The 22,430-nt window shown below is 67.7% G+C and carries 11 protein-coding genes and 1 riboswitch; of the genes, 7 read left to right on the top strand and 4 right to left on the bottom strand.

Translation table 11 applies throughout. The annotated features are described in order from the left end of the window. Positions 1-58: 58 nt before the first annotated feature. Both WFQ67_RS16020 and WFQ67_RS16015 read right to left on the bottom strand, forming a co-directional pair. Complete coding sequence (locus WFQ67_RS16020) at positions 59-1,435, bottom strand: DUF3999 domain-containing protein (protein ID WP_337057477.1); 1,377 nt, start codon at positions 1,433-1,435, stop codon at positions 59-61. Next, complete coding sequence (locus WFQ67_RS16015; protein ID WP_337057476.1) at positions 1,432-5,094, bottom strand: DUF2339 domain-containing protein; 3,663 nt, start codon at positions 5,092-5,094, stop codon at positions 1,432-1,434. The genes WFQ67_RS16020 and WFQ67_RS16015 overlap by 4 nt, the downstream gene beginning before the upstream one ends. 265 nt (positions 5,095-5,359) lie before the next feature. Here WFQ67_RS16015 and WFQ67_RS16010 point away from each other — a divergent pair, with 265 nt between their 5' ends. Continuing rightward, positions 5,360-5,755, top strand: coding sequence for a YkgJ family cysteine cluster protein (locus WFQ67_RS16010; protein ID WP_213626811.1), 396 nt, complete (start codon positions 5,360-5,362; stop codon positions 5,753-5,755). A gap of 158 nt (positions 5,756-5,913) precedes the next feature. Here WFQ67_RS16010 and WFQ67_RS16005 read toward each other — a convergent pair whose 3' ends face one another. Together WFQ67_RS16005 and WFQ67_RS16000 are read right to left on the bottom strand one after the other, a co-directional pair. Further along, positions 5,914-6,822, bottom strand: a complete 909-nt coding sequence (locus WFQ67_RS16005) for a DUF808 domain-containing protein (RefSeq protein ID WP_337057474.1) — start codon at positions 6,820-6,822, stop codon at positions 5,914-5,916. A gap of 148 nt (positions 6,823-6,970) precedes the next feature. Beyond that, entirely contained in the window at positions 6,971-8,755 is a 1,785-nt protein-coding gene (locus tag WFQ67_RS16000) for a phosphoethanolamine transferase CptA (RefSeq protein ID WP_337057472.1), read from the bottom strand. Positions 8,756-8,953: 198 nt separating this feature from the next. Between WFQ67_RS16000 and WFQ67_RS15995 the strand changes: the two genes are divergently transcribed. The 6 genes from WFQ67_RS15995 (at position 8,954) to WFQ67_RS15970 (ending at position 22,428) form a co-directional block, all read left to right on the top strand. Next, the gene (locus tag WFQ67_RS15995; protein WP_337057613.1) at positions 8,954-9,415 is read left to right on the top strand and encodes a cell division protein; all 462 of its coding nucleotides are present in this window, start codon (positions 8,954-8,956) and stop codon (positions 9,413-9,415) included. Positions 9,416-9,851: 436 nt separating this feature from the next. After that, positions 9,852-11,333, top strand: a complete 1,482-nt coding sequence (locus WFQ67_RS15990) for a M4 family metallopeptidase (protein WP_337057470.1) — start codon at positions 9,852-9,854, stop codon at positions 11,331-11,333. Between the two features lie 238 nt (positions 11,334-11,571). After that, a complete protein-coding gene (locus WFQ67_RS15985; RefSeq protein WP_337057467.1) occupies positions 11,572-13,215 on the top strand; it encodes a methyl-accepting chemotaxis protein in 1,644 nt (547 codons plus the stop codon). A gap of 58 nt (positions 13,216-13,273) precedes the next feature. Beyond that, positions 13,274-13,364: riboswitch (glycine riboswitch) on the top strand. Positions 13,365-13,484: 120 nt separating this feature from the next. Beyond that, positions 13,485-14,105 carry a trimeric intracellular cation channel family protein gene (locus WFQ67_RS15980; RefSeq protein ID WP_213626820.1) on the top strand — a complete coding sequence of 207 codons (621 nt, stop codon included), beginning with the start codon at positions 13,485-13,487 and terminating at the stop codon, positions 14,103-14,105. Positions 14,106-14,770: 665 nt separating this feature from the next. Continuing rightward, complete coding sequence (locus WFQ67_RS15975) at positions 14,771-16,345, top strand: sensor domain-containing diguanylate cyclase (RefSeq protein ID WP_337057466.1); 1,575 nt, start codon at positions 14,771-14,773, stop codon at positions 16,343-16,345. 113 nt (positions 16,346-16,458) lie between these two features. Continuing rightward, positions 16,459-22,428: a two-partner secretion domain-containing protein gene (locus WFQ67_RS15970; protein WP_337057465.1), complete on the top strand. Its 5,970-nt coding sequence runs from the start codon at positions 16,459-16,461 to the stop codon at positions 22,426-22,428. Positions 22,429-22,430: the final 2 nt, after the last annotated feature.

Raw genomic sequence — 22,430 nt, 5'->3', positions numbered from 1 at the left:
TCTAGAAGATACAGCAAAAAGCCACCATTGAAGTGACAACTTCGCGCAACTCGCGGTCTCAGGCGCCCTTGCCCTGCCCCTTCAGCAGGCTCAGCGCCATCAGCACCAGCAGCCCCACGCCGAGCAGCAGCACCGCCCACAGGCCGATGCGTTTCCAGGCCAACGCCGAGTCCTTCTCCGCAGCGACCACCACGGCCTTCTGCTCGGCCAGGCGCAGGTCGCCGTCGAGCTGGGCGCGGCCCATCTTCTCCAGGCTGCCGGGGCCGTAGCCGGGCACCAGGGTGGTCAGCGGCAGCTCGGCGGTCGCGGCTCCCGGTTGGCCGATGGCCAGGGTATAGGGCGGCGTGCCCCGGGCCAGGAACACCACCTGCAGCGCGCGCATGCCCACCTGCAGGGTCGGGGCCTTGGCGCCGAAACCACCGGCACGCGGGTCGACGCTCATCTTCAGGTGCTGCACCGGCGTCCAGCCCGACAGCACCAACTGGTCCTGCACCGCCTCGCTGCCGTCCTGCGGCAGGCGATAGAGCAGCCCGGACGTCAGCCCCTGCCACTGCGCGGTGTCGTTGCGCCGCGCCTGCAGCTGCACCGGTGCCAGGGTATTGGCCTGGTCGAGGGAGAACTTCAGCCGCTCGATCGGCAGGGGCAACGGCAGGTCCCAGGCGTACTCGCCCTTGCCCGTCGTGCTCGCGACCAGCGGCTCGGACCACACCAGCGGTGCCGGGCGGCTCTCCTGGCGGGCACCGATGACACGGGCCTCGGTCAGCAACGGCGCTTCGCGATCCAGCCAGAGCAGGCGCAGGTAGCGCGCCTTCTGTCCCGGCAGCACCACTTCGCGCTGGTAGATGTGGTCATCGCCGAAACTCAGCCGGGCGATCTGCCCGGCGCCCCAGGAGCGCCAGCCCTGCAGGTCGTCGCTGGCCTCGATGCTGAAGCGCTGGAAGCCTTCGCCCGCCTCGCTCCAGTCGATCACCAGCTTCTCCAGGGGCGTCTTCACCGCGCTGGCGTCCAGCAACCAGCCACGCAGCCGCTCGCCTGTGGCGGCCGGGTCCTCCGGCAGCACCTCGACCACGGTGCCGGTGGTGCTGCGCTGCACCCTCACCCGTGGCGCACCCTGGCCTGCATCGGCCGGGCCACGCAGGGGGAACCACTTGAGCGCCACGTCCTCCTCGTTGCGGGTGACCTCCGATTCGCTGCGGGTCAGCGCATAGGCCAGCGGTTCGCCCTCGGCGTTGAAGATGCGCAGGTCGCGCAGGTCCGCGTGACGGGCGACGAAATGCAGCGACATCGGCAGGTCGACGCGGTACCAGGGCCCGTTGCCCTCGACCTTGAGCGGCACCCGGGCGGCGAAGTCGTCCAGGCTGTCCTGGGCCTGGGCCGGCTGCGTCACGCACAACAGGCCCAGGCAGATATTCAGCAAGAGGGGGAAACGGCTCATGCGTTGACCTGCTCCGATTCGGGCGCCGCCCGCTTGGGCGGGAGCGGCGCGAAATAACCGACGACCAGCAGCAACACGCCGACGCCGATGAAGGAAATGATCCGTTCCAGGCCGCCCCGGTTGCCCAGTTCGACGAAGAACAGCTTGGCCACCACCACGGCGATAAGCGCGGCCCCCACCAGCCAGAGCTCGCGATGGACGCGCCTGTGGCCGCCGATCATCAGGCCCAGGGCGATGCTGGTCCAGACTATGGACAGCCCGGCCTGCACCAGCATCGAATCCAGCTGCGCATCCAGCACGAAGGGCACGCCGCCCCAGTGGTGCGCGCTGCGGAAGACGATGGCCGTGGCCAGGGCGAACAGCGAGGCGCCCACTACCCACTGCGGCGCCAGGCGCTGGACAGTGGCGTCGAGGCCGAACTCGCCGAGGTTGTCGCGCAGCCACAGCCAGACCCCCAGCAGGGCGAACAGCAGCCCCAGCTCCAATGGGTTGACCAGCGGCAGGTAGGGCAGCGGGTCGGCGCTGCCATCGCTCCAGGCGTTGGCGATCCAGAACCAGGCCAGCATCATCGCCGCCAGCGGCATGGCCGCCCACAGGCGGTATTCACGCGCGAAGGCGGCGATCGGCCAGGGCAGGCGCATCACCCGGGTGACCAGCAGCAGGTAGAGGCTCGGCAGCAGCGCCCAGCCCAGCCAGCGCCAGGCGTTGTAATGCTCGGACAGCAGCATCAGCAGGTAGCGCAATTCCAGCGCCAGCACGCCGAGGATCAACCAGCAGCCGAGCACGTGGGCAGCGCTGCGGGCTCCCTCCGGCAGCAGGCCATGCAGCTTGCGCAGCGCCAGCAGGTGCACCGCGAACAGCACGCCCCAGCCCAGCCAGCCAAAGTCGGCGGCGGGATGGTAGTTGGGGTGCCAGGCATGCATCAGCGCCACCAGGGCCGCCGGCACCAGCAACAGGCAGAGCAGGGCTAGGGTGCGCCACTGGGCACGCAGCGCCAGCAGCATCCACAGCACGACGGTCACCGAGGCCGCCAGCAGCGCCAGCGGCACCTGCAGCCCAGGTGCGGCGAAGCGGCCGATCTCGGCGACCCAGGCCAGCGTCCACCAGCCGGCGCTCCAGACCAGCAACAGCTGCGACAGGTGCCCCAGGCTCACGCCTTGCAGGCGCGGGTCCTCGCGCCGGGCCTCGCTGTGCAGGCGCCAGGCGCCGACCAGGGCGGCCAGGGCCAGCACCAGCGGCGTCCAGAAGCCGGCGTGGGCCAGCGGGCGCAGGCCCTCGGCGCTGAGCTGGCCGAGCAGCAGCGGGCTCACGCTGAGGAAGCTGAGGCCGGCGACCACCTGCAGCGCCAGGCCGAAGATGAAGCTGGCGCGCAGTTGCAGGTGCAGGCTGAGCCAGACGATCAGCAGGCCGCTTCCGCCCCAGACCGCACTGGCCGTGCGCCAGGGCAGCACGAAGAGCACCGCGAGGTTGATGAATACCAGGCCCACCAGCAGCACCACGGACATGCTGCGCAGCAGGCGCCGGTCATTGCGCACCATGTCGTCGCGGGCCGCCACCAGCATGCCGCCGATCAGCGCCAGGCCGATCAGCGAGGCGGTGACCAGGCCGTTCCAGCCCAGCGCGCTGCCACTGCCAAGCCCGCTGCGGTCCATGCCCAGGAGGAACACGGCGCCACCGAGCAGCTGTACGGCGAAGGCGCTGAAGAGGAAGGTGCGCGAGGCCAGGCGCAGGCCGGCATACAGGGTCGCCAGGCCCGCCAGGGCCCAGGCGATGGCCGTGCCTTCGGCGCGCAGGCACAGCGGCGCGATCAGGTAGAGGAAGGCCAGCCCGCTGCTGGCCAGCATCGGCAAGCCGCTGCGTTCCCAGGCGGAGGCCTCCTCCTCCTGCGCCCCGCGCAGTTGCCAGAAGCTGAACAGCAGCGCCACGCCCAGCATCAGCGCGCCCAGCGACGCGCCTTCCAGCAGGCTGTCGACGCCCAGGCGCAGGCTGCCGAGGAAGGCCAGGGCCGCCCCCACCTGCAGCAGCAGGGCGAAGGCGCGGGCCAGCGACCGGCGCTGGCGCAGGCCCAGCCAGAAGATGCCGGCGCCCTCCACCGCCCAGGCGGCGGAGGTCCAGCGCGCATCCAGGCCCAGCGGAATGGCCAGGGTGCCGAAGACCACGCCGAGGGCCATGCAGGTTTCCACCAGCAGCAGCGCGCGCCCCGGCGCACGGCCCGCCAGCACCCGGGCGATCAGCATGTACAGCAGGCCCAGGGCCAGGGCGCTGAAGGCGGCACCGAACTCGATGTGATGGATCACCGCGTACTGCAGGCCGAAACCGACCAGCGGCGGGCCGAACAGCACGGTGCCGTCGATGTAGTCGCCCTGGCGCGCCGACCAGCGCAGCAGTGCGTCGCGCTCGCCATCCGGCGCGGCGGCCGCCTCGCGCAGCTTGCGCCGGGCGAACAGCAGGCCGATGGCCAGGTACATGAGGAAGAACAGCACCAGGAAGGGCTCGGTACTGGCGAACAGCTCCGGCGTGTAGGAGCGCATGCCCCAGGCGAAGCCGATGCCGAAGGTGCCGACGAAGCCGATCAGGTTGAGCAGGCGCCAGGCCTTGAACCAGGCGATGGCGAAGATGCCCGCGTTGAGCAGGGCGAAGTAGGAGAACAGCGCGACATGGTTGCCGCTGCCGGTGGAGGTGAGGATCGGTGCGGCGAAACCGCCCAGCGCCGCGGCGGCGGCCAGGCCCAGGGCATCCTGCAGCACGGCGAGGATCGCCGAGCAGATCGTCACCACGATCAGCAGGATCAGCGCCATCTTCGGGTCCAGCAGCGGGTGCAGCCGCATCGCCGCGAACACCGTCAGATAGAGCACCGCGATACCCGCGCCCTGCAGCATCAGGCCGTAGTTGGGATTGCGCCGGCGCAGCCACCAGCCCAGCCCCAGCAGGGCGATGGCGGCAGCCGCGACGCCCGCATAGCGCACCTCGATGGGCACCACCATGCCTTCGGTGGCATAGCGCAGGAGGAAGGCCAGGCCGAGGAACAGCAGCAGCACACCGACCCGCAGCACGGTGTTGCCGCCGAACAGCCAGTTGCGTGCAGCCTCGAAGCCGCGCTCGAACAGCGAAGGTTCGCGAGGCGGCGGCGGTGGAGGCGGCGTGACCGGCGTGCGCGTGACCACGGGTGCGGGCTGGCGTGGCGGCAGTGGCTCGGCGGCGGGCTCGGGCAGCGCCTCGAGGGTCCAGTCGCTGACCTCCGGCTGGCGAGGGGGCGGCGTGACCACCAGCGGCTCGGGCTCCAGCTCCGCCGGCAGCTCCCAGACCAGCTCGCTGTCGTCCACCGGTTTCTCGGGCGCCGCGTCTTGGGCATGGGCGACCGGCACGGCGGGCACATCGGGCGAAGGCGCTTCGGCAGGCGGCGTGGCGGCGGGTGCGGGCTGCACGCCACTGCGCTCGACCTTGAGCAACCGTTCGTGGATGGCCTGGGTGCCGACATCGAAGCGGGCGGCGAACTCGCGCAGCTGCTTCTGCAACGCGGCGTTTTCCGCGCTCAGCCCCTGCAGGCGGATCGCCTGTCCGAGGCCCAGTCCGAGCAGGCCGCCCAGCAGGGCCCCGGTGATGGATTCACCGGCTGCCGCTCCCATGGCCAGTCCTACCAGCATGAAGATCCATTGCATGCACTGAATTCCCAAATGACTGAGAAGAAACGCCAGATCCCTGCACGTTCAACGCCGTCGCCCGGCGTAAATAGGGACGCGCCAGTATATCGAGCGAAACGGAACACTCCCTACAGACGAATGCTGGGCATCTCACAGACACAGAAAATTCATCCGCTTGCCCATCAACCATGAAAATGGCTTATCCGGTCGGCGGCAACCTGTTCACAAATTCGCCAATCCCGCTATGATGCGCGCCCTCCCAGCCCCCGCCCGTACCCAAGCCATGAAGACCATGCTCATCGTCGGCGCCGATATCGACCGCACCGAAACCTGGATCCGCTACGAAAAGAGCATGTGCCACGCCTGCGTCTCCAGCTGCTGCACCCTACCGGTGGAAGTGCGCATCAGCGACCTGATCCGCATGGAGCTGGTGGCCGACTTCGAGCGCGGCGAGCCGCCGAAGAACATCGCCAAGCGCCTGATGAGGGACGGCCTGGTGGAGCGCTTCAACCAGAAGTCGGGCATCTTCACCCTGACCCGCATGTCCAACAACGACTGCTACTTCCTCGACCGCAAGTCGCGCCTGTGCACCATCTACGACAAGCGCCCGGAAACCTGCCGCAACCACCCCCGGATCGGTCCGCGCCCCGGCTACTGCGCCTTCAAGCCCAACCCCTGATCCCACGCCCCGCTTCGCTTGCCCTTGAGGGAGCGAGTTCATTCGCGATACCCCGGCCCCTGGCTGAAGCCCGGGCTACGGTCCGAGCGGCGATGCGCGCCCTGAAAAACGAAAACGCCCCGCGAGCCAGAGCCGGCGGGGCGTTTTTTTGAGCGGAATCAGCCCTTGCCGAACAGCTTCTTGGCCAGGCTGACCACGGCCAGCACCAGCGCGCCGGCAACGATGCCCACCACGCCATTGACCAGGGTCGGCACCAACCAGCCTGCGGCGCCCGCCGCTTCGGCCAGGTGGTGGATAGGTTCATGGGCAGCAGGAATGCCGTGGGTGAGGATGCCCCCGCCCACCAGGAACATCGCGGCGGTGCCGATCACCGACAGCCCCTTCATCATGTAGGGCGCGGCACGCAGGATGGCGCGGCCGATGCCCTGCGCTGCCTGGCTGGCCTTGCGACTGAGGTACAGGCCCAGGTCGTCCAGCTTGACGATGCCGGCTACCAGGCCATACACGCCGGCGGTCATGATCGCGGCGATGCCGACCAGCACGGCCACCTGCACGCCGAAGGAGGACTCGGCGACGGTGCCCAGGGTGATGGCGATGATTTCGGCGGAGAGGATGAAGTCGGTGCGGATCGCGCCCTTGATCTTGGCCTTCTCGAAGGCCACGACATCCACATCGCTCCTGGCCAGCGCCTCGACATGGGCGGCATGGCCCTGCTCGTCTTCCTCGGCGCTGTGCAGCCACTTGTGGGCGAGCTTCTCGAAGCCCTCGAAGCACAGATAGGCGCCGCCCACCATCAGCAGCGGGGTCACCGCCCAGGGCGCGAAGGCGCTGATCAGCAGTGCGGCCGGCACCAGGATCGCCTTGTTCACCGCCGAGCCCTTGGCCACCGCCCAGACCACCGGCAGCTCACGCTCGGCCTGCACGCCCGAAACCTGCTGGGCGTTGAGGGCCAGGTCGTCACCCAGAACGCCGGCGGTCTTCTTCGCGGCGACCTTGGTCATCAGGGAAACGTCGTCCAGGACGCTGGCGATATCGTCGAGCAGGGTGAGCAGGCTGGCTCCGGCCATGTGGAAATCCTTGAGTGGGTAAGCGTTGCGAGGGCGGAATGATGCAACAGCCTACGACGCCGTTCCATGCGTCAGACGGATTTCCGAGCAAAAAGCTGATGGAACGCCACCCCGGCAGGTTGCCTGCCGGGGCAATCGGACCCAGCCCCTAGCCGCGCGTGCGGTCGGGCCCGATCTTCAACGGCGGGTCGCCCTCCTTCGCCAGCTCCACCGGCTTGGGCTCGGCCTTGGGTTTGGGCTTGATCAGGCTGAAGTCGATCATCGCCTTCGGCGTGTAGGGGTTGCCGATCATCAGCGGGCGCGCCTTGAAGTCCGCGCTGACCAGGCTGCGACTGGGGTCCAGCTCGTCGAAGCGCAGGCCGGCGAGATCCGCCCAGGTGTGCACCAGGCCGGCGCTGCTGAAGGGACGGTCGAGCGTACCGGCGAAGCTGCGCGGATGGCTGCGCTGCCACGCGGGGCTGGTCCAGACCATGAAGGGGATGGTGTACATCGGCGCAGTGGGCGCCGCCTCGTTACGGCCCAGCACCTGCGGGTGCTCGGGGTCGAACACCGCCTCGCCGTGGTCGGACAGATAGAGCAGGAAGCCGTTCGGGTCGGTGGCCTTGAAGCGCTCGATCAGGGTGGAAACCACGTGGTCGTTGAACAGCACGGCGTTGTCGTAGCTGTTGTAGGTGGGCAACTGGTCGTCGGTGACGTTCGGCGGCACGCCCTGGCGGTCGGTGAAGCGCTCGTACTCCGGCGGGTAGCGGTACTGGTAGCTCATGTGGGTGCCCAACAGGTGCACCACGATGAACTTGCGCGGCGCCTGGTCGGCGAGGACCTTGGAGAAGGGCTCGAACACGTCGTCGTCGTACTGGCGGGCGTTCTGGTTGCGGTTGTTGTTCAGGTAGACCTGCTCGTCGGCCTGCTTGGAGAAGGTGGTGAGCATGGTGTTGCGCTTGGTCAGGGTCTGCTGGTTGGTGATCCAGAAGGTCTTGTAGCCCGCCTGCTTCATCATGTTCAGCAACGACGGCTTGCTCAGGTAGGCGTCCGGGTTGCTCGCGTCGGCGAAGCTCAGCACCTGCTGCAGCGCCTCGATGGTGTAGGGGCGCGGGGTGACCACGTTGTCGAACACCTGCAGCTCGTCGCGCAGCTTGTCGAGGTTGGGGGTGGTCGGGCGCGAATAGCCATAGAGGCTCATGCGCTGGCGGTTGGTGGACTCGCCGATGACCAGCACCAGGGTCGAGGGCTGGTTGCCGTTGATGTCGCGCAGGTTGGCGAGCGGCGCGATGCGGGCGTTGCCTTCCAGCAGCTCCTGCATGTTCGAGAGCTGCTGGCGGTACTGCCGGTAACCCACCGCCAGTTGCCAGGGCGCGGCCGGCTCGAGGCGCTTGTCGATACCGTCCATGGCCTGCTCGAAGCTGTCGTTGACCATGATCTGCTTGGTCACCGGGTAGCCGAGCAACCCGACCAGCAGCGCGACACTGACCACCAGCGCCTGCCGGCGGGGCAGGTACACCGGTCGCAGGCGCCGCCAGATCAGCCAGGCGACGGCGGCATAAGCCAGGAGCACCAGCGGGATCCACCAGGTCATGTACTGGGTCAGGTATTCGCTGGCCTCGGCGGCATTGGACTCGAACATGATGAAGATGACGCTCTGGGAGAATTCCTGGCCGTACACCAGGAAGTAGAAGAGCGCCGGCAGCGAGGCCAGCCAGAGCATCACGCCGATTACCGCGGCGAGGGTGCGGGTGCGGGCCGGGAACAGCAGCACCGGGATCAGCCACAGGCCGCTGAGCAGGAAGGCCTGGCGGAAGCCGGTGAAGCCGCTGGTGTCGGTGGCGAGGATCAGCGCCTGGGTGAGGCCCGAGAAGCACCAGAAGAACAGGAACAGCCAGCCCAACCCGGCCCAGTCGAGTTTCCGGGCCCCTTCATCACGCGCGTGCGACGGCATAAGAACTCCATCAGTCGGATACAGGCTGCCGAACGAGACGGCAGGAACTTCACGGACTGTGCACAAGGGCATGTGAAAACTTCGTCAAGAAGGTGTGCGAGCCCCTGGAATCCGCATCCGCGCATGACGAGCCGTCGCGCAGGCGGGAAAAATCGCTACACTCCCCCGCCACCAGCGCCCTCAGGACACGGAATGTCGATGCCCGCCCCCGACCAGAACGCCCGCCTTCGCCAACTGCTCGTCTACTGGCTGTACGCCGCCGCCTTCGGCCATCTCTGTGCCGGCATCGCCCTGACCTGGGCCAATCACCTGCCGCTGTTCGAGCTCTACCAGCAGAGCGTGGAGCGAGCCTTCTGGGCCGGCGCGGTACCGGACGGTGCGCGCGCGCAGCAACTGTGGTGGCAGGCCTTGTTCGGCGCGACCATGCAGAGCTACGCGGTGTTCATGTTCGCCCTGGTGCGCCTCGGCGACCGCCGGCGCAACGCCTCGGCCTGGGGCTGGATGATCCTCGGCATCCTGCTGTGGGCCCCGCAGGACATGCTGCTCTCCGCGCAACGGGGTATCTGGACGCACCTGTGGGTCGACGGCTTCGCCCTGCTCGCACTGCTGCCGCCCCTGGCCTGGCTGTACAGCCACGATCGCCGCAGCGCCCCGGACTGACCGCTCATCGGCGGCGACGAGCCGCTTCCGGCGCACGCCACGGGCAAAGACCCCTGGAATCCGACGATCGGCGCTGTTTCACTTCTATTTCCCCGGACTTCCCAGCCGTTGCGCTTTGCCACCCCGAAGCCCCGTGGTTACTGGGCTGCAGGCCCTCCCGCCCTGCGCCCGGGCGCCGCGCCAAGCGCAACGGCTGGAAATTGACACCCTGTCAATTCGCGACAAATAACCACCTTATTGCCGAAATTTGCAGAAAATATCGCGATTATTTCTGCAAAATTCGTTGATATCTCTTTCCTTCCGTCTATACCTACCTCCTTGTCGCCACCCCAACCGGCCATCCGCCGGACACCGGCGTCACCTCGCTCCTAGAGCGCCCACAAGGCCACTGGAGCACCACGGAGATACCCTCCGACCATCACCAAGGAGCTACACAATGCAAAGGAAGTTCGTAGGAAAGTCGTTGATCCTGGCCACTCTTGCCTCTCCCGCGATAGGACTCGCGGCCGAGCTGGTAGATGTCGCCAAACTGCCGACCCGGGCGGGAATAGCCGGTGGCAGCGATATCCACTCCGACCTGGGCCTGGCCGCCGAGGAGCTCGACAAGGGCACCAGCGCGAAGCTGCCGAACGGCACCCAGGTCACCCGCTACCAGCAGTACTACAAGGGTGTGCGGGTCTGGGGCGAAGCCATCACCGAAACCCGCAACGGCAGCACCAAGCGCAGTGGCCGGATGCTGGTGGGCATCGAGCAGGACCTGGTGCGTGACGCCACCCCCACCCTCACCAGGGAGCAGGCCCTGCAGCAGGCCAAGGCCCTGGTGCAGAGCAGCCAGCCGCTGAGCAACGAGCAGAGCGAACTGGTGGTGCGGCTGAACGAGCAGAAGCAGGCGCAGCTCGCCTACGTCGTGTCGTTCTTCGTGGGCGGTGACGAGCCGTCCCGCCCGCACTTCATGATCGAAGCGAACACCGGCGAGGTCCTGCAACGCTGGGAAGGCCTCAACCACGCCGAAGCCACAGGCCCGGGCGGCAACGCCAAGACCGGCAAGTACCTCTATGGCACCCAGTACGGCCCGCTGATCGTCAACTCACGCTGCGAAATGAACAGCGGCGACGTGATCACCGTGAACCTCGCCAACAGCACCAACAACACCAGTGTCAAACCCTTCCGCTTCGCCTGCCCGTACAACGAGTACAAGCTCACCAACGGAGCCTACTCGCCGCTCAACGATGCCCACTACTTCGGCAACGTGGTGTTCCAGATGTACGGCAACTGGTTCGGCGGGCTGCGTCCGCTCAACGAGAAGAAGCTGTACATGAAGGTGCACTACGGCAACGGCTACGAGAACGCCTTCTGGGACGGCCAGGCCATGACCTTCGGTGATGGCAAGAACCGCTTCTACCCGCTGGTTTCCCTCGACGTATCGGCCCACGAGGTCAGCCACGGCTTCACCGAGCTGAACTCGGGCCTGGTCTACGACGGGCAGTCCGGCGGCATGAACGAGGCCTTCTCGGACATGGCCGGCGAAGCCGCGGAGTACTTCATGAAGGGGCAGAACGACTGGAAGGTGGGTGCCGATATCTTCAAGGGCACTGGTTCGCTGCGCTACATGGACCAGCCGAGCCGTGATGGCAGCTCCATCGATAACGCCAGCGACTACTACGAAGGCATCGACGTGCACCACTCCAGCGGGGTGTACAACCGCGCCTTCTACCTGCTGGCCAAGTCGACCGGCTGGAACACCCGCAAGGCCTTCGAGGTCTTCGTCGACGCCAACCGCTTCTACTGGACCGAGACCAGCACCTTCGACCAGGGCGCCTGCGGCGTGATCAAGTCGGCGCAGAACCGCAGCCTGCCGACGGCGGATGTGGTCAACGCGTTCAAGACCGTGAGCGTGACCTGCAAGACCTCGCTGTAGAACGGGCCAAGCCCCTGCCAAGCCCCCTGCCGGCACCCGCCGCAGGGGGTCATGAAAATGGGCATCGAACAGCGGAACGGGGCATGACGCCCGCACGACGGCCCCAGCGCGACTCCTCTTTCTAAAAACGCCAGGGTTCAACTGGCCACTTGCCACTCAAGTTCTGTCAGAGTATTCCGAAACAAAAGTAAGCCGCTGCAAGAGCGGCTGGAATCTCCACTCGGATGGAACTGAACCGATGTCATCCCTGCGCTCCGTCAGCCTGCAGACCAAGATTCTGCTGGCCTTCACCCTGGTCAACCTGATCAGCATCGCCACCTTCATCAGCTATGCGCAGTACGTGAAGTCCCTGGACATCCGCGAGCAGATGGACAACCGCCTGCGCGCGGCGGCCCACGCGGTGCCGCGCCTGCTGGGCAACGACTACCTGGAGCGCGCCCGGACGGCCGACGGCCTTCGCGAGGGCGAGTACCTGGAACAGGTGCGCAACCTCGGCGAGTACGCAGGCGAGGTGGACCTGAAGTTCGCCTACACGCTGATGGTCGACAGCGGCGACCGGGTGTTCTACCTCTCCGATGGCGCCAGCAGCGGCGAGATCGCCAGCGACAGCTATGCCAAGCACCTGGAGGAATACGCCGACGCCAGCCCGGCGGTGACCCGGGCGGCCCGCAGCAACCAGGCGCAGTTCGACGAGTACACCGACAGCTACGGGACCTTCCGCTCGATCTTCCTGCCCATGCGCACCAGCGCCGGCCAACCCTATGTGGTGGGCGTGGACGTGACCCTGAGCAGCCTCGATGAGGCCATCGCCGACAGCCTGCGCAGCCTGCTGCTGATCGGCGCGGTGACCCTGGGCATCGGCCTGCTGCTGTCCTGGCTGGCCACGCGCATGCTGGTCCACGCCATCCGCCAGATCACCGGGCAGCTCAACCGCATCGCCCAGGAACGCGACCTCTCGCACGCCCTCGCCGTCACCAGCAACGACGAACTCGGGCAGATGGGCACGCGCCTGTCCGGCCTGCTGCAGGACCTGCGGCAGACGCTCTCCGGCGCCCTCGGCATGGCCGACAGCAACCAACAACTGGCGGAAACCTTCCTCCACCGCGCCGACGACATCACCCAGCAGATCCAGCAGGCCGCGCACCAACTGGCCGACGTCGACCAGCACGGCCAGTCGATCCAGCAGGCCGCCGGGCAGTCCCACAGCCTCGCCGGCGCGGTGCGCAGCAACCTCGAACGCACCAGCGCCGAGCTCAGCCGCGCCCACCAGGAGCTGCAGCAACTGATCGCCGACGTGCACGGCAGCACCTCGTCCAACATCGAACTGGCCACCGACCTCGACGGCCTCAGCCGCGAGGCCGAGCAGATCGGCCAGGTGCTGCAGATGATCGCCGGCATCTCCGAGCAGACCAACCTGCTGGCGCTCAACGCCGCCATCGAGGCCGCGCGTGCCGGTGAGGCCGGCCGTGGCTTCGCGGTCGTGGCGGATGAGGTGCGCAAGCTCGCCGGCCAGACCAAGAGTGTGCTCGCCGATGCCCACCAGGTGATCGACCAAGTGACCGGCGCCATCCGCCAGATCGCCCAGCGCATGGGCAGCACCGCCGAACGCTCGCGCGCCCTGGCGGGCAATGCCGACGAGGCGCTGGACGCCCTCGATGCGCTGGTCCGGCAGATGGACGAGGTGAACGCCAACGTCGAGCAGGCGCTGACCAGCAGCGAGAACATCCAGCACGCGGTGGCCGACATGTCCGGCCGCCTGGGCGACATGCGCGGCGCCTTCGAGCACACCCGCCAGGACGTCGACGCCATCAACCATTCCGCCGCCGAACTGGGCAAGACGGCGCGTGCCCTCAAGAGCGGCCTGGGCGCCTTCCGCACCTGATCGGTGCAGGCGCGAAAACTGACCGCTCGCACAAGATCGCCGGCGCCCCTATAATCCGCGCCCCCCCGCAGGAGAGCGAGGCGCCATGCGCCTCCGCCGAAGGCGCAAACTCCCATAATCGCTCAGGCAGAAGTCACTGCGGGTTCCATGATCGCCAACTGGAGAGCGGCCGCCGGCGAGCGGCCCACCGAAGGGGCAAGCGGCCAACGCCGCGCAAACTCTCAGGTACACAGGACAGGGGGAGGGGCAGCACAACGCAGGAGTTCTGTGTGCTTACCTACGTCTACCTGATCGCCATCGTCGCCGAAGCCATGTCCGGTGCCCTCGCCGCCGGCCGGCGCAACATGGACCTGTTCGGCGTCAGCCTCATCGCCTTCCTCACCGCCCTCGGCGGCGGCACCGTCCGCGACATCCTCCTCGGCCACTACCCGGTGAGCTGGACCCAGCACCCCGAATACATCTTCCTCACCATCGGCGCCGGCCTCTCGGCCATGGTCCTGGCCAGGTTCATGCACCACCTGCGCCAGCTGTTCCTGGTGCTCGACGCCATGGGCCTGATCGCCTTCACCGTGATCGGCTGCAACGTCGCCCTGGGCCTGGACTACGCCCTGCCGGTGGTGGCCATGGCCGGGATCATCACCGGCATCTTCGGCGGCATCCTCCGCGACATCCTCTGCAACCGCACCCCGCAGGTCCTGCGCCAGGAGCTCTACGCCAGCGTCTCCCTGCTGGTCGCCCTGCTCTACCTGGGTCTGCGCCAGCAAGGCGTCGACGACGACCTCAACCTGCTCGCCTCCTTCAGCGTCGGCCTGCTGCTGCGCCTCTCGGCGATCCGCTTCGGCTGGTCGCTGCCGATGTTTTCCTATGCGCCAGGGCGTTGGGAGCATTGAACAGCTTTGCCGCCAGCCCCCCCTGAAAGCAGGGAGCGCTGAACGAACAGTCCCGCCCGGGTTTCGGCTCGATATCGGTAACGGGCCGACAGATAGATGCCGAACGGCATAACGCTGGATGCGTGGCGAAATCCCACCATTCCTCCGAAGTCCCCCTGAAACCGATTTCGATGAAACGTCGCGCGAGCGGCTGGCGGTTTCATCGGTTGGCTGATGTCGACGTGACTGCCGCCGCAGGTGTGGCTCTATGCCGCACTCATGGCACTGCTCTCGACGGCGCTGCCGATCGACTGGATGGCCTTGGGGATCCAGAGCGAGGGGTGAACCCAGGCGGCCCCCATGAGCAGCCTGGGGCGGCGCCGAGCGAGGCGGTGTCGGTCTACCCGGTGGGCCGGCTGGCCCTGGCGCGGTCCGGTGTTCCCGTGCGCAGCTGCCGAGCACGGCCGCATCACCAGATCCTGTGTCGCGCGGATGATGGCACTGCGCTGTTTCGGCCTTGGTTTCGCCTTGTCCGAGGGGTAAAATCCACACGTTTTCCGGGCTTTTTCCCGGCCTGTGACGGCCCTGTCCAAAGCCCGTTTTTTCACCACGACGATGCGTCGCCCGTAGGACCCGCTGCAAGGATCGCAGTCGCCTTGAGCGCGCGACCCATCGGGACATGACCCATGCCGTTCGGGCCGCCCCCCAAGCTCAACCTCCGTAACCTCATCCTGCTGTTCGCGCTCGCCGCGACCCTGGCGACGCTCGCCAACAACCTGCTGGTGACCTATGGCATCCAGCGCCAGGCGCTGGTGCAGAACGCCCTGGAGGCCAACCGTGCCTATGCGGCCAAGCTTGCCGCCAGCATCAACGAAAGCCTGGCCGGTGACCTGGAACGCCTGCGCTTCAGCGCCAACCTGCTGGGCAATGCGCCGGGTGACGCGCAGCGGATGGCGCTCGAAGCGGAGCGCCTGCTGATGCAGGACCGCAGCTTCAATACCGTGCTGGTGGCCGATGCCGCGGGCACCGTGGTGGCCTCCAAGCCGGACAGCCTGGGCATCAATGGCCAGGCCCTGCGCTCGCGGGAAGCCCTGCAGCAGCGCCGGGCGATGGTCAGCCCGGCATTCCGCTCCCTGGCGGGCAACCTCATCGTCTTCGTCTCCCACCCCATCTGGGGCCGCGACGGCCAGTACCTCGGGCTGATCGGCGGCACCATCTACCTGGGCAAGCCCAATGCCCTGGATTCGCTTGTCAGCCAGCACTTCCACCACGACGCCTCCAACGTCTACCTGGTGGACCCGGACCGCAAGGTGCTGTTCCACCCCGACGCCAGTCGCGTCGGCGAACGGCTGGGCGCCAACCCGATCGTCGATGCGGTGCTAGAGGGGGAAAGCGGCGCCATGCAGGCCATCAACTCACGGGGCGTGGAGGTGCTCGCCGGCTACGCCAGCGTGCCGTTGAGCGGCTGGGGCGTGGTGGCGCAGCAGCCCCTGGCGGCAGCCCAGGCGGCGCTTGAAGATCTGATGAAGCGCCTGCTTGCCGGGCTGCTGCCCATGAGCCTGCTGGGCATCGGGCTGATCCTCTGGATCTCCGCCCGCATCAGCCGTCCGTTGCGGCAACTGGCCGAAAGCGCCGCGCAGCCGGAGCGGGCGGAGAAGGCCCTGCGGGTGAAGGCCTGGTTCTTCGAGGCGTGGATGATCAAGCGCGCACTGCTGGCGGGCCTGGAAGTGACCCGGGCCAAGCTCGGCCAGCTGGACCTGCAGGCCAAGAGCGACCCCCTGACCGGGCTGGCCAACCGGCGTGCCATGGAGGAGCGCTTGCAGGCCTGGCAGCGGCTGGGCACGCCGTTCTCCGTCATCAGCCTGGACATCGATCACTTCAAGCGGGTCAACGACACCTTCGGCCACGACACGGGCGACGACGTGCTGCGCCAGTTCGCCGAGCTGTTGCGCCAGAGCTGCCGGGAGCGCGACCTGCCGTGCCGTGTCGGCGGCGAGGAGTTCATCCTGCTGCTGCCCGACGCGCCCCTGCGCACGGCAGCAGAGGTGGCCGAGCGCTTCCGCGCCCGGCAGGAGGCCACCCCGATCGACCCGGTGGGGCAGATCACCGTTTCCCTCGGCGTGGTGCACTGGTCGCCCCGAGGCGGGCGCAGCGTGCAGGACGTGCTCAAGCGCGCAGACGAGCTGCTCTACCAGGCCAAGCAGGCCGGGCGTAACCGGGTGATGGCGGACGAAACGCTGCTGTTAGAGCCAATCAGTTGACGTCAAGAATTCATGCTGTAAAAAATTCCTGACAGCCAATTCCTACGTAAAAGTCGCCGTGATATACAACGGCGGCTTTCTCGAGCCCTTCTTGCCGTCAAAGGACTGCTGTCATGAATCGAGCCTTCTCGCTGGTCTGGAATCCCCGTCTGCGTGCCTGGTGTGTCGCCGATGAGCATGCCCGGCGGCGCAAGGCGGGGTCGGGTGCGGTCCTTGCGTGCGCGCTGCTGGCTCCGGTCGCGGCGCTGGCGGCGGACCTGCCCACCGGCGGCCAGGTGGTCTCCGGCAGCGGCGCCATCAGCCAGCCCAACGCCCAGCAGATGGTCATCGACCAGTCCAGCAACAAGCTGGCGATCAACTGGCAGAGCTTCGACATCGGCGCCGGCAAGCGCGTGACCTTCAACCAGCCCGGCAGTGACGCCATCGCCCTCAATCGCGTGGTGGGCAGCGACGGATCGAAGATCATGGGCCAGCTGGATGCCAACGGCCGGGTCTTCCTGATCAACCCCAACGGCGTGCTGTTCGGCAGCGGTGCCCAGGTCCAGGTCGGCGGCCTGGTGGCCTCGACCCTGGACATCGACCCGCAGGATTTCGAACGCGGCCACTACCGCTTCAAGGGCGACGGCACGCCGGCGGCCGTGGTCAACCAGGGCACGATCACCGCAGCCGATGGCGGCGCGGTGGCGCTGCTGGGGGGCACCGTGAGCAACCAGGGGGTGATCGTCGCCCAGCAGGGCAGCGTGGCCCTGGCGGCCGGCAACGCCATGACCCTGGACTTCGCCGGCGACGGCCTGCTCAAGGTCCAGGTGGACGAGGCGGCGGCGGATGCGCTGGTGGAGAACCACAAGCTGATCCGCGCCGACGGCGGCAAGGTGCTGCTCACCGCCGACGCGGGCGATGCGCTGCTCAAGACCGTGGTCAACAACACCGGCGTCATCGAGGCCCGCACCCTGGGCCAGAAGAACGGCAAGATCATGCTCATGGGCGACTTCGACGGCGGCGTGGTCAAGGTGGCCGGCACCCTCGACGCCAGCGCCCCGAACGGCGGCAACGGCGGTTTCATCGAGACCAGCGGTGCCCGCGTGCAGATCGCCGACGACGTGAAGGTCACCACACTGGCCCCCAAGGGCAAGACCGGCGAATGGCTGATCGACCCCTACAACGTGACCATTTCCAACGCCCCCAGCTCCGGCATGGGCGGCTTCAACGGCAACGCCAACGACAGCGTGCTCAACGTCACCACCCTCACCAACGCCCTGGCCAGCACCGGTGTGACGGTGACCACCGGCGTCGGCGGCAGCCAGGCCGGCAACATCACCGTGGATGCGCCCATCAGCTGGAGCGCCAACACTGTGCTGGCGCTCAACGCCGCCGGCAGCATCATCATCAACAAGGACATCACCGCCACCGGCAACAACGCCGGGCTGTCCATGTCCTACAGCGGCAGCTACAGCCTGAACAAGGGCGCCCGCGTGACCCTGTCCGGCAGCAATGCCAGCCTCAGCCTGGCGGGCACCGGCTACACGCTGATCCATGACATCAGCGCCCTGCAGGGCATCAACAGCAGCGGCTTCTATGCCCTGGGCAACGACATCGACGCCAGCGCCACCGCCGGCTGGAACGGTGGCGCCGGCTTCAACCCGCTGGACGGGGTGAGCGCCAACTTCGCCGGGCTTGGCCACAGCATCGACAAGCTGACCATCAACCGCGGGCTGGAGAACGACGTCGGGCTGTTCCGCACGGTGAGCGGTAACGTCCGTGACCTGACCCTGTCCAACGCCCGCATCATCGGTCAGCAGAACGTCGGCGGTGTCGCTGCCACCCTCGGCGGCAACCTCAACAACGTCCACCTGACCGGCAGCGTAGTCGGCGCCGGCGTCTTCGTCGGGGGCCTGGCCGGCTCGGTGAACAACGGCTCCATCCGCTATTCGTCCTCCGCCGGCGATGTGGTCGGCCTGGCCGTGGTGGGTGGGCTGGTGGGCAACGTGCAGAACATCGCCGTAGCCGACTCCTACGCCACCGGCTCGGTCACTGCCACCGTCAGCAACACCGGTGCGTTTGCGGGCGGGCTGCTCGGCGAGGTGAGCGGCAGCGCGACGCTGACCAACACCTACGCCAGCGGCAAGGTCACCGGCTACACCACCACGGGCGGCCTGATCGGCGGCGGCTTCCTGCCGACCATCACCGTCAACACCAGCTACTGGGACATCAACAGCACCGGCCAGTCCACCTCCCTGGGCGGCGGCACCGGCCTGTCCAGTGGCGTGCGCAACCAGTCCACCTACGCCGGTTTCGACTTCACCAACACCTGGGTGATGTTCGAAGGCGATACCCGGCCGATGCTGCGCAACGAATATTCCACGACGATCTTCACCCCCCACGCCCTGCAACTGATGGGGCTGGACCTGACCGCCAACTACAGCCTGGGCACCGACCTGAGCCTGGCCAGCGCCATGGCCGCCAGCGGCGGCTACTACAGCGAGGTGTGGGGAGCGTCGGGCTTGCGCCCGATCGGCAACAACGCCCAGCAGTTCACCGGCAGCTTCAACGGGCAGGGCCGCAGCATCAGCGGCCTGGCCATCAACCGTGCGGCCACCAACTACGTCGGCCTGTTCGGCTACACCTCCAATGCGACCCTGGCCAACGTGAAACTGCTGGGCGGCAGCGTCACCGGCAACGACGGCGTCGGTGCCCTGGTCGGGTACATGCAAGGGGGTACCCTGGGCAACGTATCGGCCAGCACCACCATAAGCGGTACCAGCACTGGCGAGGCCAACACCGGCGGGCTGGTGGGCACCAACGACGGCGGCGCCATCGCCGATGCCTCCGCCACCGGCAATGTCACCGGGGCCGGCTACCAGGTCGGTGGCCTGGTCGGCTTCAATGTCAACGGCGGCAGCATCACCCGCTCCTATGCCACCGGCAACGTCACCGGCACCAACACGACCGCAAACCTCGGCTACGTCGGTGGCCTGGTGGGCGCCAACGGCTACAGCGGCGATGGCGGCTCCATCAGCCAGTCCTACGCCACCGGCACGGTGAGGGCGTCCTCGGGGCCGGTCGGCGGCTTCGTCGGCCACAACGAAGGCAGCATCACCGACTCCTATGCCACCGGCGCGGTGATCGGACAGGGTTCCGCCAGCAACATCGGCGGCTTCGCCGGGGTCAACTTCGTCAACGGCACCATCGGCAACAGCTATTCCACCGGCTACGTCACCGGCCCTGCCCAGGTTGGCGGCTTCACCGGCTACAACAACGGTACCAACGGCGCCATCAGCAACTCGTACTGGAACACCCAGACCAGCGGCCAGCTGCAAGGCACTGCCGGTGGGCTGTCGGGCGGCATGACCGGGCGTACCACCGCGCAGCTCCAGGGCGGGCTGCCGTCCGGCTTCTCGTCGTCCATCTGGGGCACTGGCGCCAACCTCTACCCCTACTTCACCTGGCGCTACAGCAGCACACCCATCGCCGTCAGTGGTCGCGTCTTCAGTGACGCCGGCAGCATTGCCCTGGCGGGCGCCACCCTGACGGCCATCTCCGGCAACGCGGCCATCGGCAGCGCCAGCAGCGGGGCGGACGGCTACTACTACATCCTCAGCGACGCCAGCGGTCTGAATGCCAATGGCGCCATCGCCTACCTGGATGGCAACGCCACGACGGGTGCGGCCTTCAGCGATGTGATCGGCACCAATGGGGTCCAGGGGCTGGATGTCTACGGTTCCGCCGCGCGCCTGGTCACCGGTCAGGCCAGCCTCTCGGCCACCCGCAACCGCTACCTGGTCACCCGAGGCAGCTATGCCGACAGCGACGTTGACTTCTTCGGGCTCGCTAACTTCTTCGCCCTGACCAGCAGCGGCTATGGCCTGTACCTGTCTGCCAGCGCTGCCAACTATGCCCTGGACCTCCACTTCGGTTCCGGCGGCCTGCTGAGCCTCGACAGTGGCGGCAGCTTCAGTGTCAGCGGCACCCGCCAGCTGTCGGCAGGCGGCAATCTCAACGTGGCCGACCGCCTGACCTGGGGCGATAACGCCGCGCTGACCCTCAGCACCAGCAATGGCGGCAACGTCGTGCTGGGGGATGGCATCGGCGCCGCCAACGGCAGCCTGACCCTGTCCGCCACCGGTTCCGTGACCAGCAACGGGGGCGTCGACCTCGGCGTGCTGAATCTCACCGGCGGCACCTGGAGCCAGGTGGCCGCCAGCCTGCCCAGCTTCAGCGTCACCGACTTCCGCCTCAGCCCCGGTGCCACCTTCGTGCGCGCCCTGGGCGGTGACGGCAGCCTCGCCACGCCGTACCGCATCACCGATGTCTACGGCCTGCAGGGCCTGGCCTCCACCAGCCTGGCGGGCAGCCGCTTCGTCCTGGCGAACGACATCAATGCCTCCAGCAGCGCACTGTGGAACAGCGGCACCGGCTTCCTCTCCATCGGCAGCCTGGCCAACCCCTTCATCGGCCGGTTCGACGGGCAGGGACATCGCATCGGCGGCCTGGCCATCAACCGTCCCGGCAGTACCTACAGCGGCCTGTTCGGCTACAACGCCGGCTACGTCGGCAACCTCAACCTGGTGGGTGGCAGCGTGGCCGGCGGCACCTACGCCGGCGCCCTGGTGGGCTACAACGCCGCCGCCGGGGTGGTCGAGCGGGTCAGCAGCGACACCGCCGTCACCGGTACGGGCAACGTCGGCGCCTTGGTCGGCACCAACGCCGGCACAATCAGCGAGTCCCTGGCCACGGGCAGCGCCAGCGGCGGCCTCAATGGCGGCGGCCTGGCCGGCAGCAACGCCAGCACCGGCACCCTCCGCGACAGCTACGCCACCGGCAGCGCCCAGGGCAGCGCCACGGCAGGCGGCCTGGTCGGGTTCAACGACGGCAGCCTGCTGCGTGTCTATTCCACGGGCACGGCCAGCTCCAGCGTCGGCGCGGTCGGCGGCCTGGTGGGCAGCAATGTCGGCACCGCCACCGGCAGCTTCTGGAACACCACCACCAGCGGCCTGGCCCAGGGCGCCGGGGCCGGCAATGGCAGCGGCATCTCCGGGTTGACCAGCGCTCAGCTCACCAGCCTGGCGCCCTTCGTGGCGGCCGGCTGGAGCATCGATGATGCCGGTGGCACGGGCGCCACCTGGCGCATGTACGAAGGCCACAGCGCGCCGCTGCTGCGCAGCTTCATGACCGCCCTCAGCGTCAACGTCGGCAACGCCAGCAAGACCTACGACGGCAGCGCCACCAGCAGCACCGGCGCCCTGGTGTACCCCATCGGCTACGACCCGGCCCTGGTTTCCGGCAGCGCCCTCTACACCGCCAACAGCGCCAACGCCGGCACCTACAGCGGCGCCAACCTGCGCGCGAGCGGGCTCTATTCCAGCCAGTTCGGCTATGACATCGAGATGCTCGCCGGCACCCTGACCATCGACAAGGCCGCGCTGACCATCACCGCCAGCAACGCTAGCAAGACCTACGGCCAGACTGCCTCGCTGAGCGGCTTTACCACCTCGGGCCTGGTAGCGGGCGACCAGGTCAGTGGCGTGGACCTCACCAGCCTGGGCTCCGTCTTCAATGCTGGCGTCGGTAATTACGCCATCGTTGCCAGCAACGCCCAGGGCACCGGACTGAGCAACTACGACATCACCTACGGCAACGGCACACTGGCCATCGACAAGGCCGCGCTGACCATCACCGCCAGCGACGCCAGCAAGACCGCCGGCCAGGTGGCGAACCTCAGCGGCTTCACCACCGCCGGGCTGGTGGCGGGGGACCAGGTCAGCGGTGTCAGCCTGGCCAGCAGCGGTGCCGGGGCAGGGGCTGCGGCCGGCAACTACGCCATCGTCGCCAGCAACGCCCTGGGCAGTGGCCTGGCCAACTACGACATCAGCTATGTCGACGGCCTGCTCACCGTCACCGGGACCCTGCCTTCCAGCACCGTCAGCGATCCGCGCGTGCAGGTGGCGCAGATGACCGGCAAACAGCCTGGCAATGAAACCGAACGGCCCCTGGTGGTGGCCACCCCGGCACTCTTCGCACCGGCCGAGTTCGGCGCGCAGCTCAACCTCGTCAACAACGGCATTCGTCTTCCCGAAGGAATCTGAAG

Origin of the sequence: Pseudomonas sp. USHLN015, from assembly GCF_037153275.1 — a bacterium.
GTDB classification, from domain to species: Bacteria; Pseudomonadota; Gammaproteobacteria; order Pseudomonadales; family Pseudomonadaceae; genus Metapseudomonas; species Metapseudomonas tohonis.
The sequence above is the reverse complement of the archived record's forward strand: the minus strand, read 5'-3'. Positions and strand labels throughout refer to the sequence as shown.

What these genes read in the sequence shown, in the direction of transcription:
- WFQ67_RS16020 (WP_337057477.1), bottom strand. Translation starts at nt 1,435, where the DNA reads ATGAGCCGTTTCCCCCTCTTGCTGAATATCTGCCTGGGCCTGTTGTGC.
- WFQ67_RS16015 (WP_337057476.1), bottom strand. Translation starts at nt 5,094, where the DNA reads ATGCAATGGATCTTCATGCTGGTAGGACTGGCCATGGGAGCGGCAGCC.
- WFQ67_RS16010 (WP_213626811.1), top strand. Translation starts at nt 5,360, where the DNA reads ATGAAGACCATGCTCATCGTCGGCGCCGATATCGACCGCACCGAAACC.
- WFQ67_RS16005 (WP_337057474.1), bottom strand. Translation starts at nt 6,822, where the DNA reads ATGGCCGGAGCCAGCCTGCTCACCCTGCTCGACGATATCGCCAGCGTC.
- WFQ67_RS16000 (WP_337057472.1), bottom strand. Translation starts at nt 8,755, where the DNA reads ATGCCGTCGCACGCGCGTGATGAAGGGGCCCGGAAACTCGACTGGGCC.
- WFQ67_RS15995 (WP_337057613.1), top strand. Translation starts at nt 8,954, where the DNA reads ATGCCCGCCCCCGACCAGAACGCCCGCCTTCGCCAACTGCTCGTCTAC.
- WFQ67_RS15990 (WP_337057470.1), top strand. Translation starts at nt 9,852, where the DNA reads ATGCAAAGGAAGTTCGTAGGAAAGTCGTTGATCCTGGCCACTCTTGCC.
- WFQ67_RS15985 (WP_337057467.1), top strand. Translation starts at nt 11,572, where the DNA reads ATGTCATCCCTGCGCTCCGTCAGCCTGCAGACCAAGATTCTGCTGGCC.
- WFQ67_RS15975 (WP_337057466.1), top strand. Translation starts at nt 14,771, where the DNA reads ATGCCGTTCGGGCCGCCCCCCAAGCTCAACCTCCGTAACCTCATCCTG.
- WFQ67_RS15970 (WP_337057465.1), top strand. Translation starts at nt 16,459, where the DNA reads ATGAATCGAGCCTTCTCGCTGGTCTGGAATCCCCGTCTGCGTGCCTGG.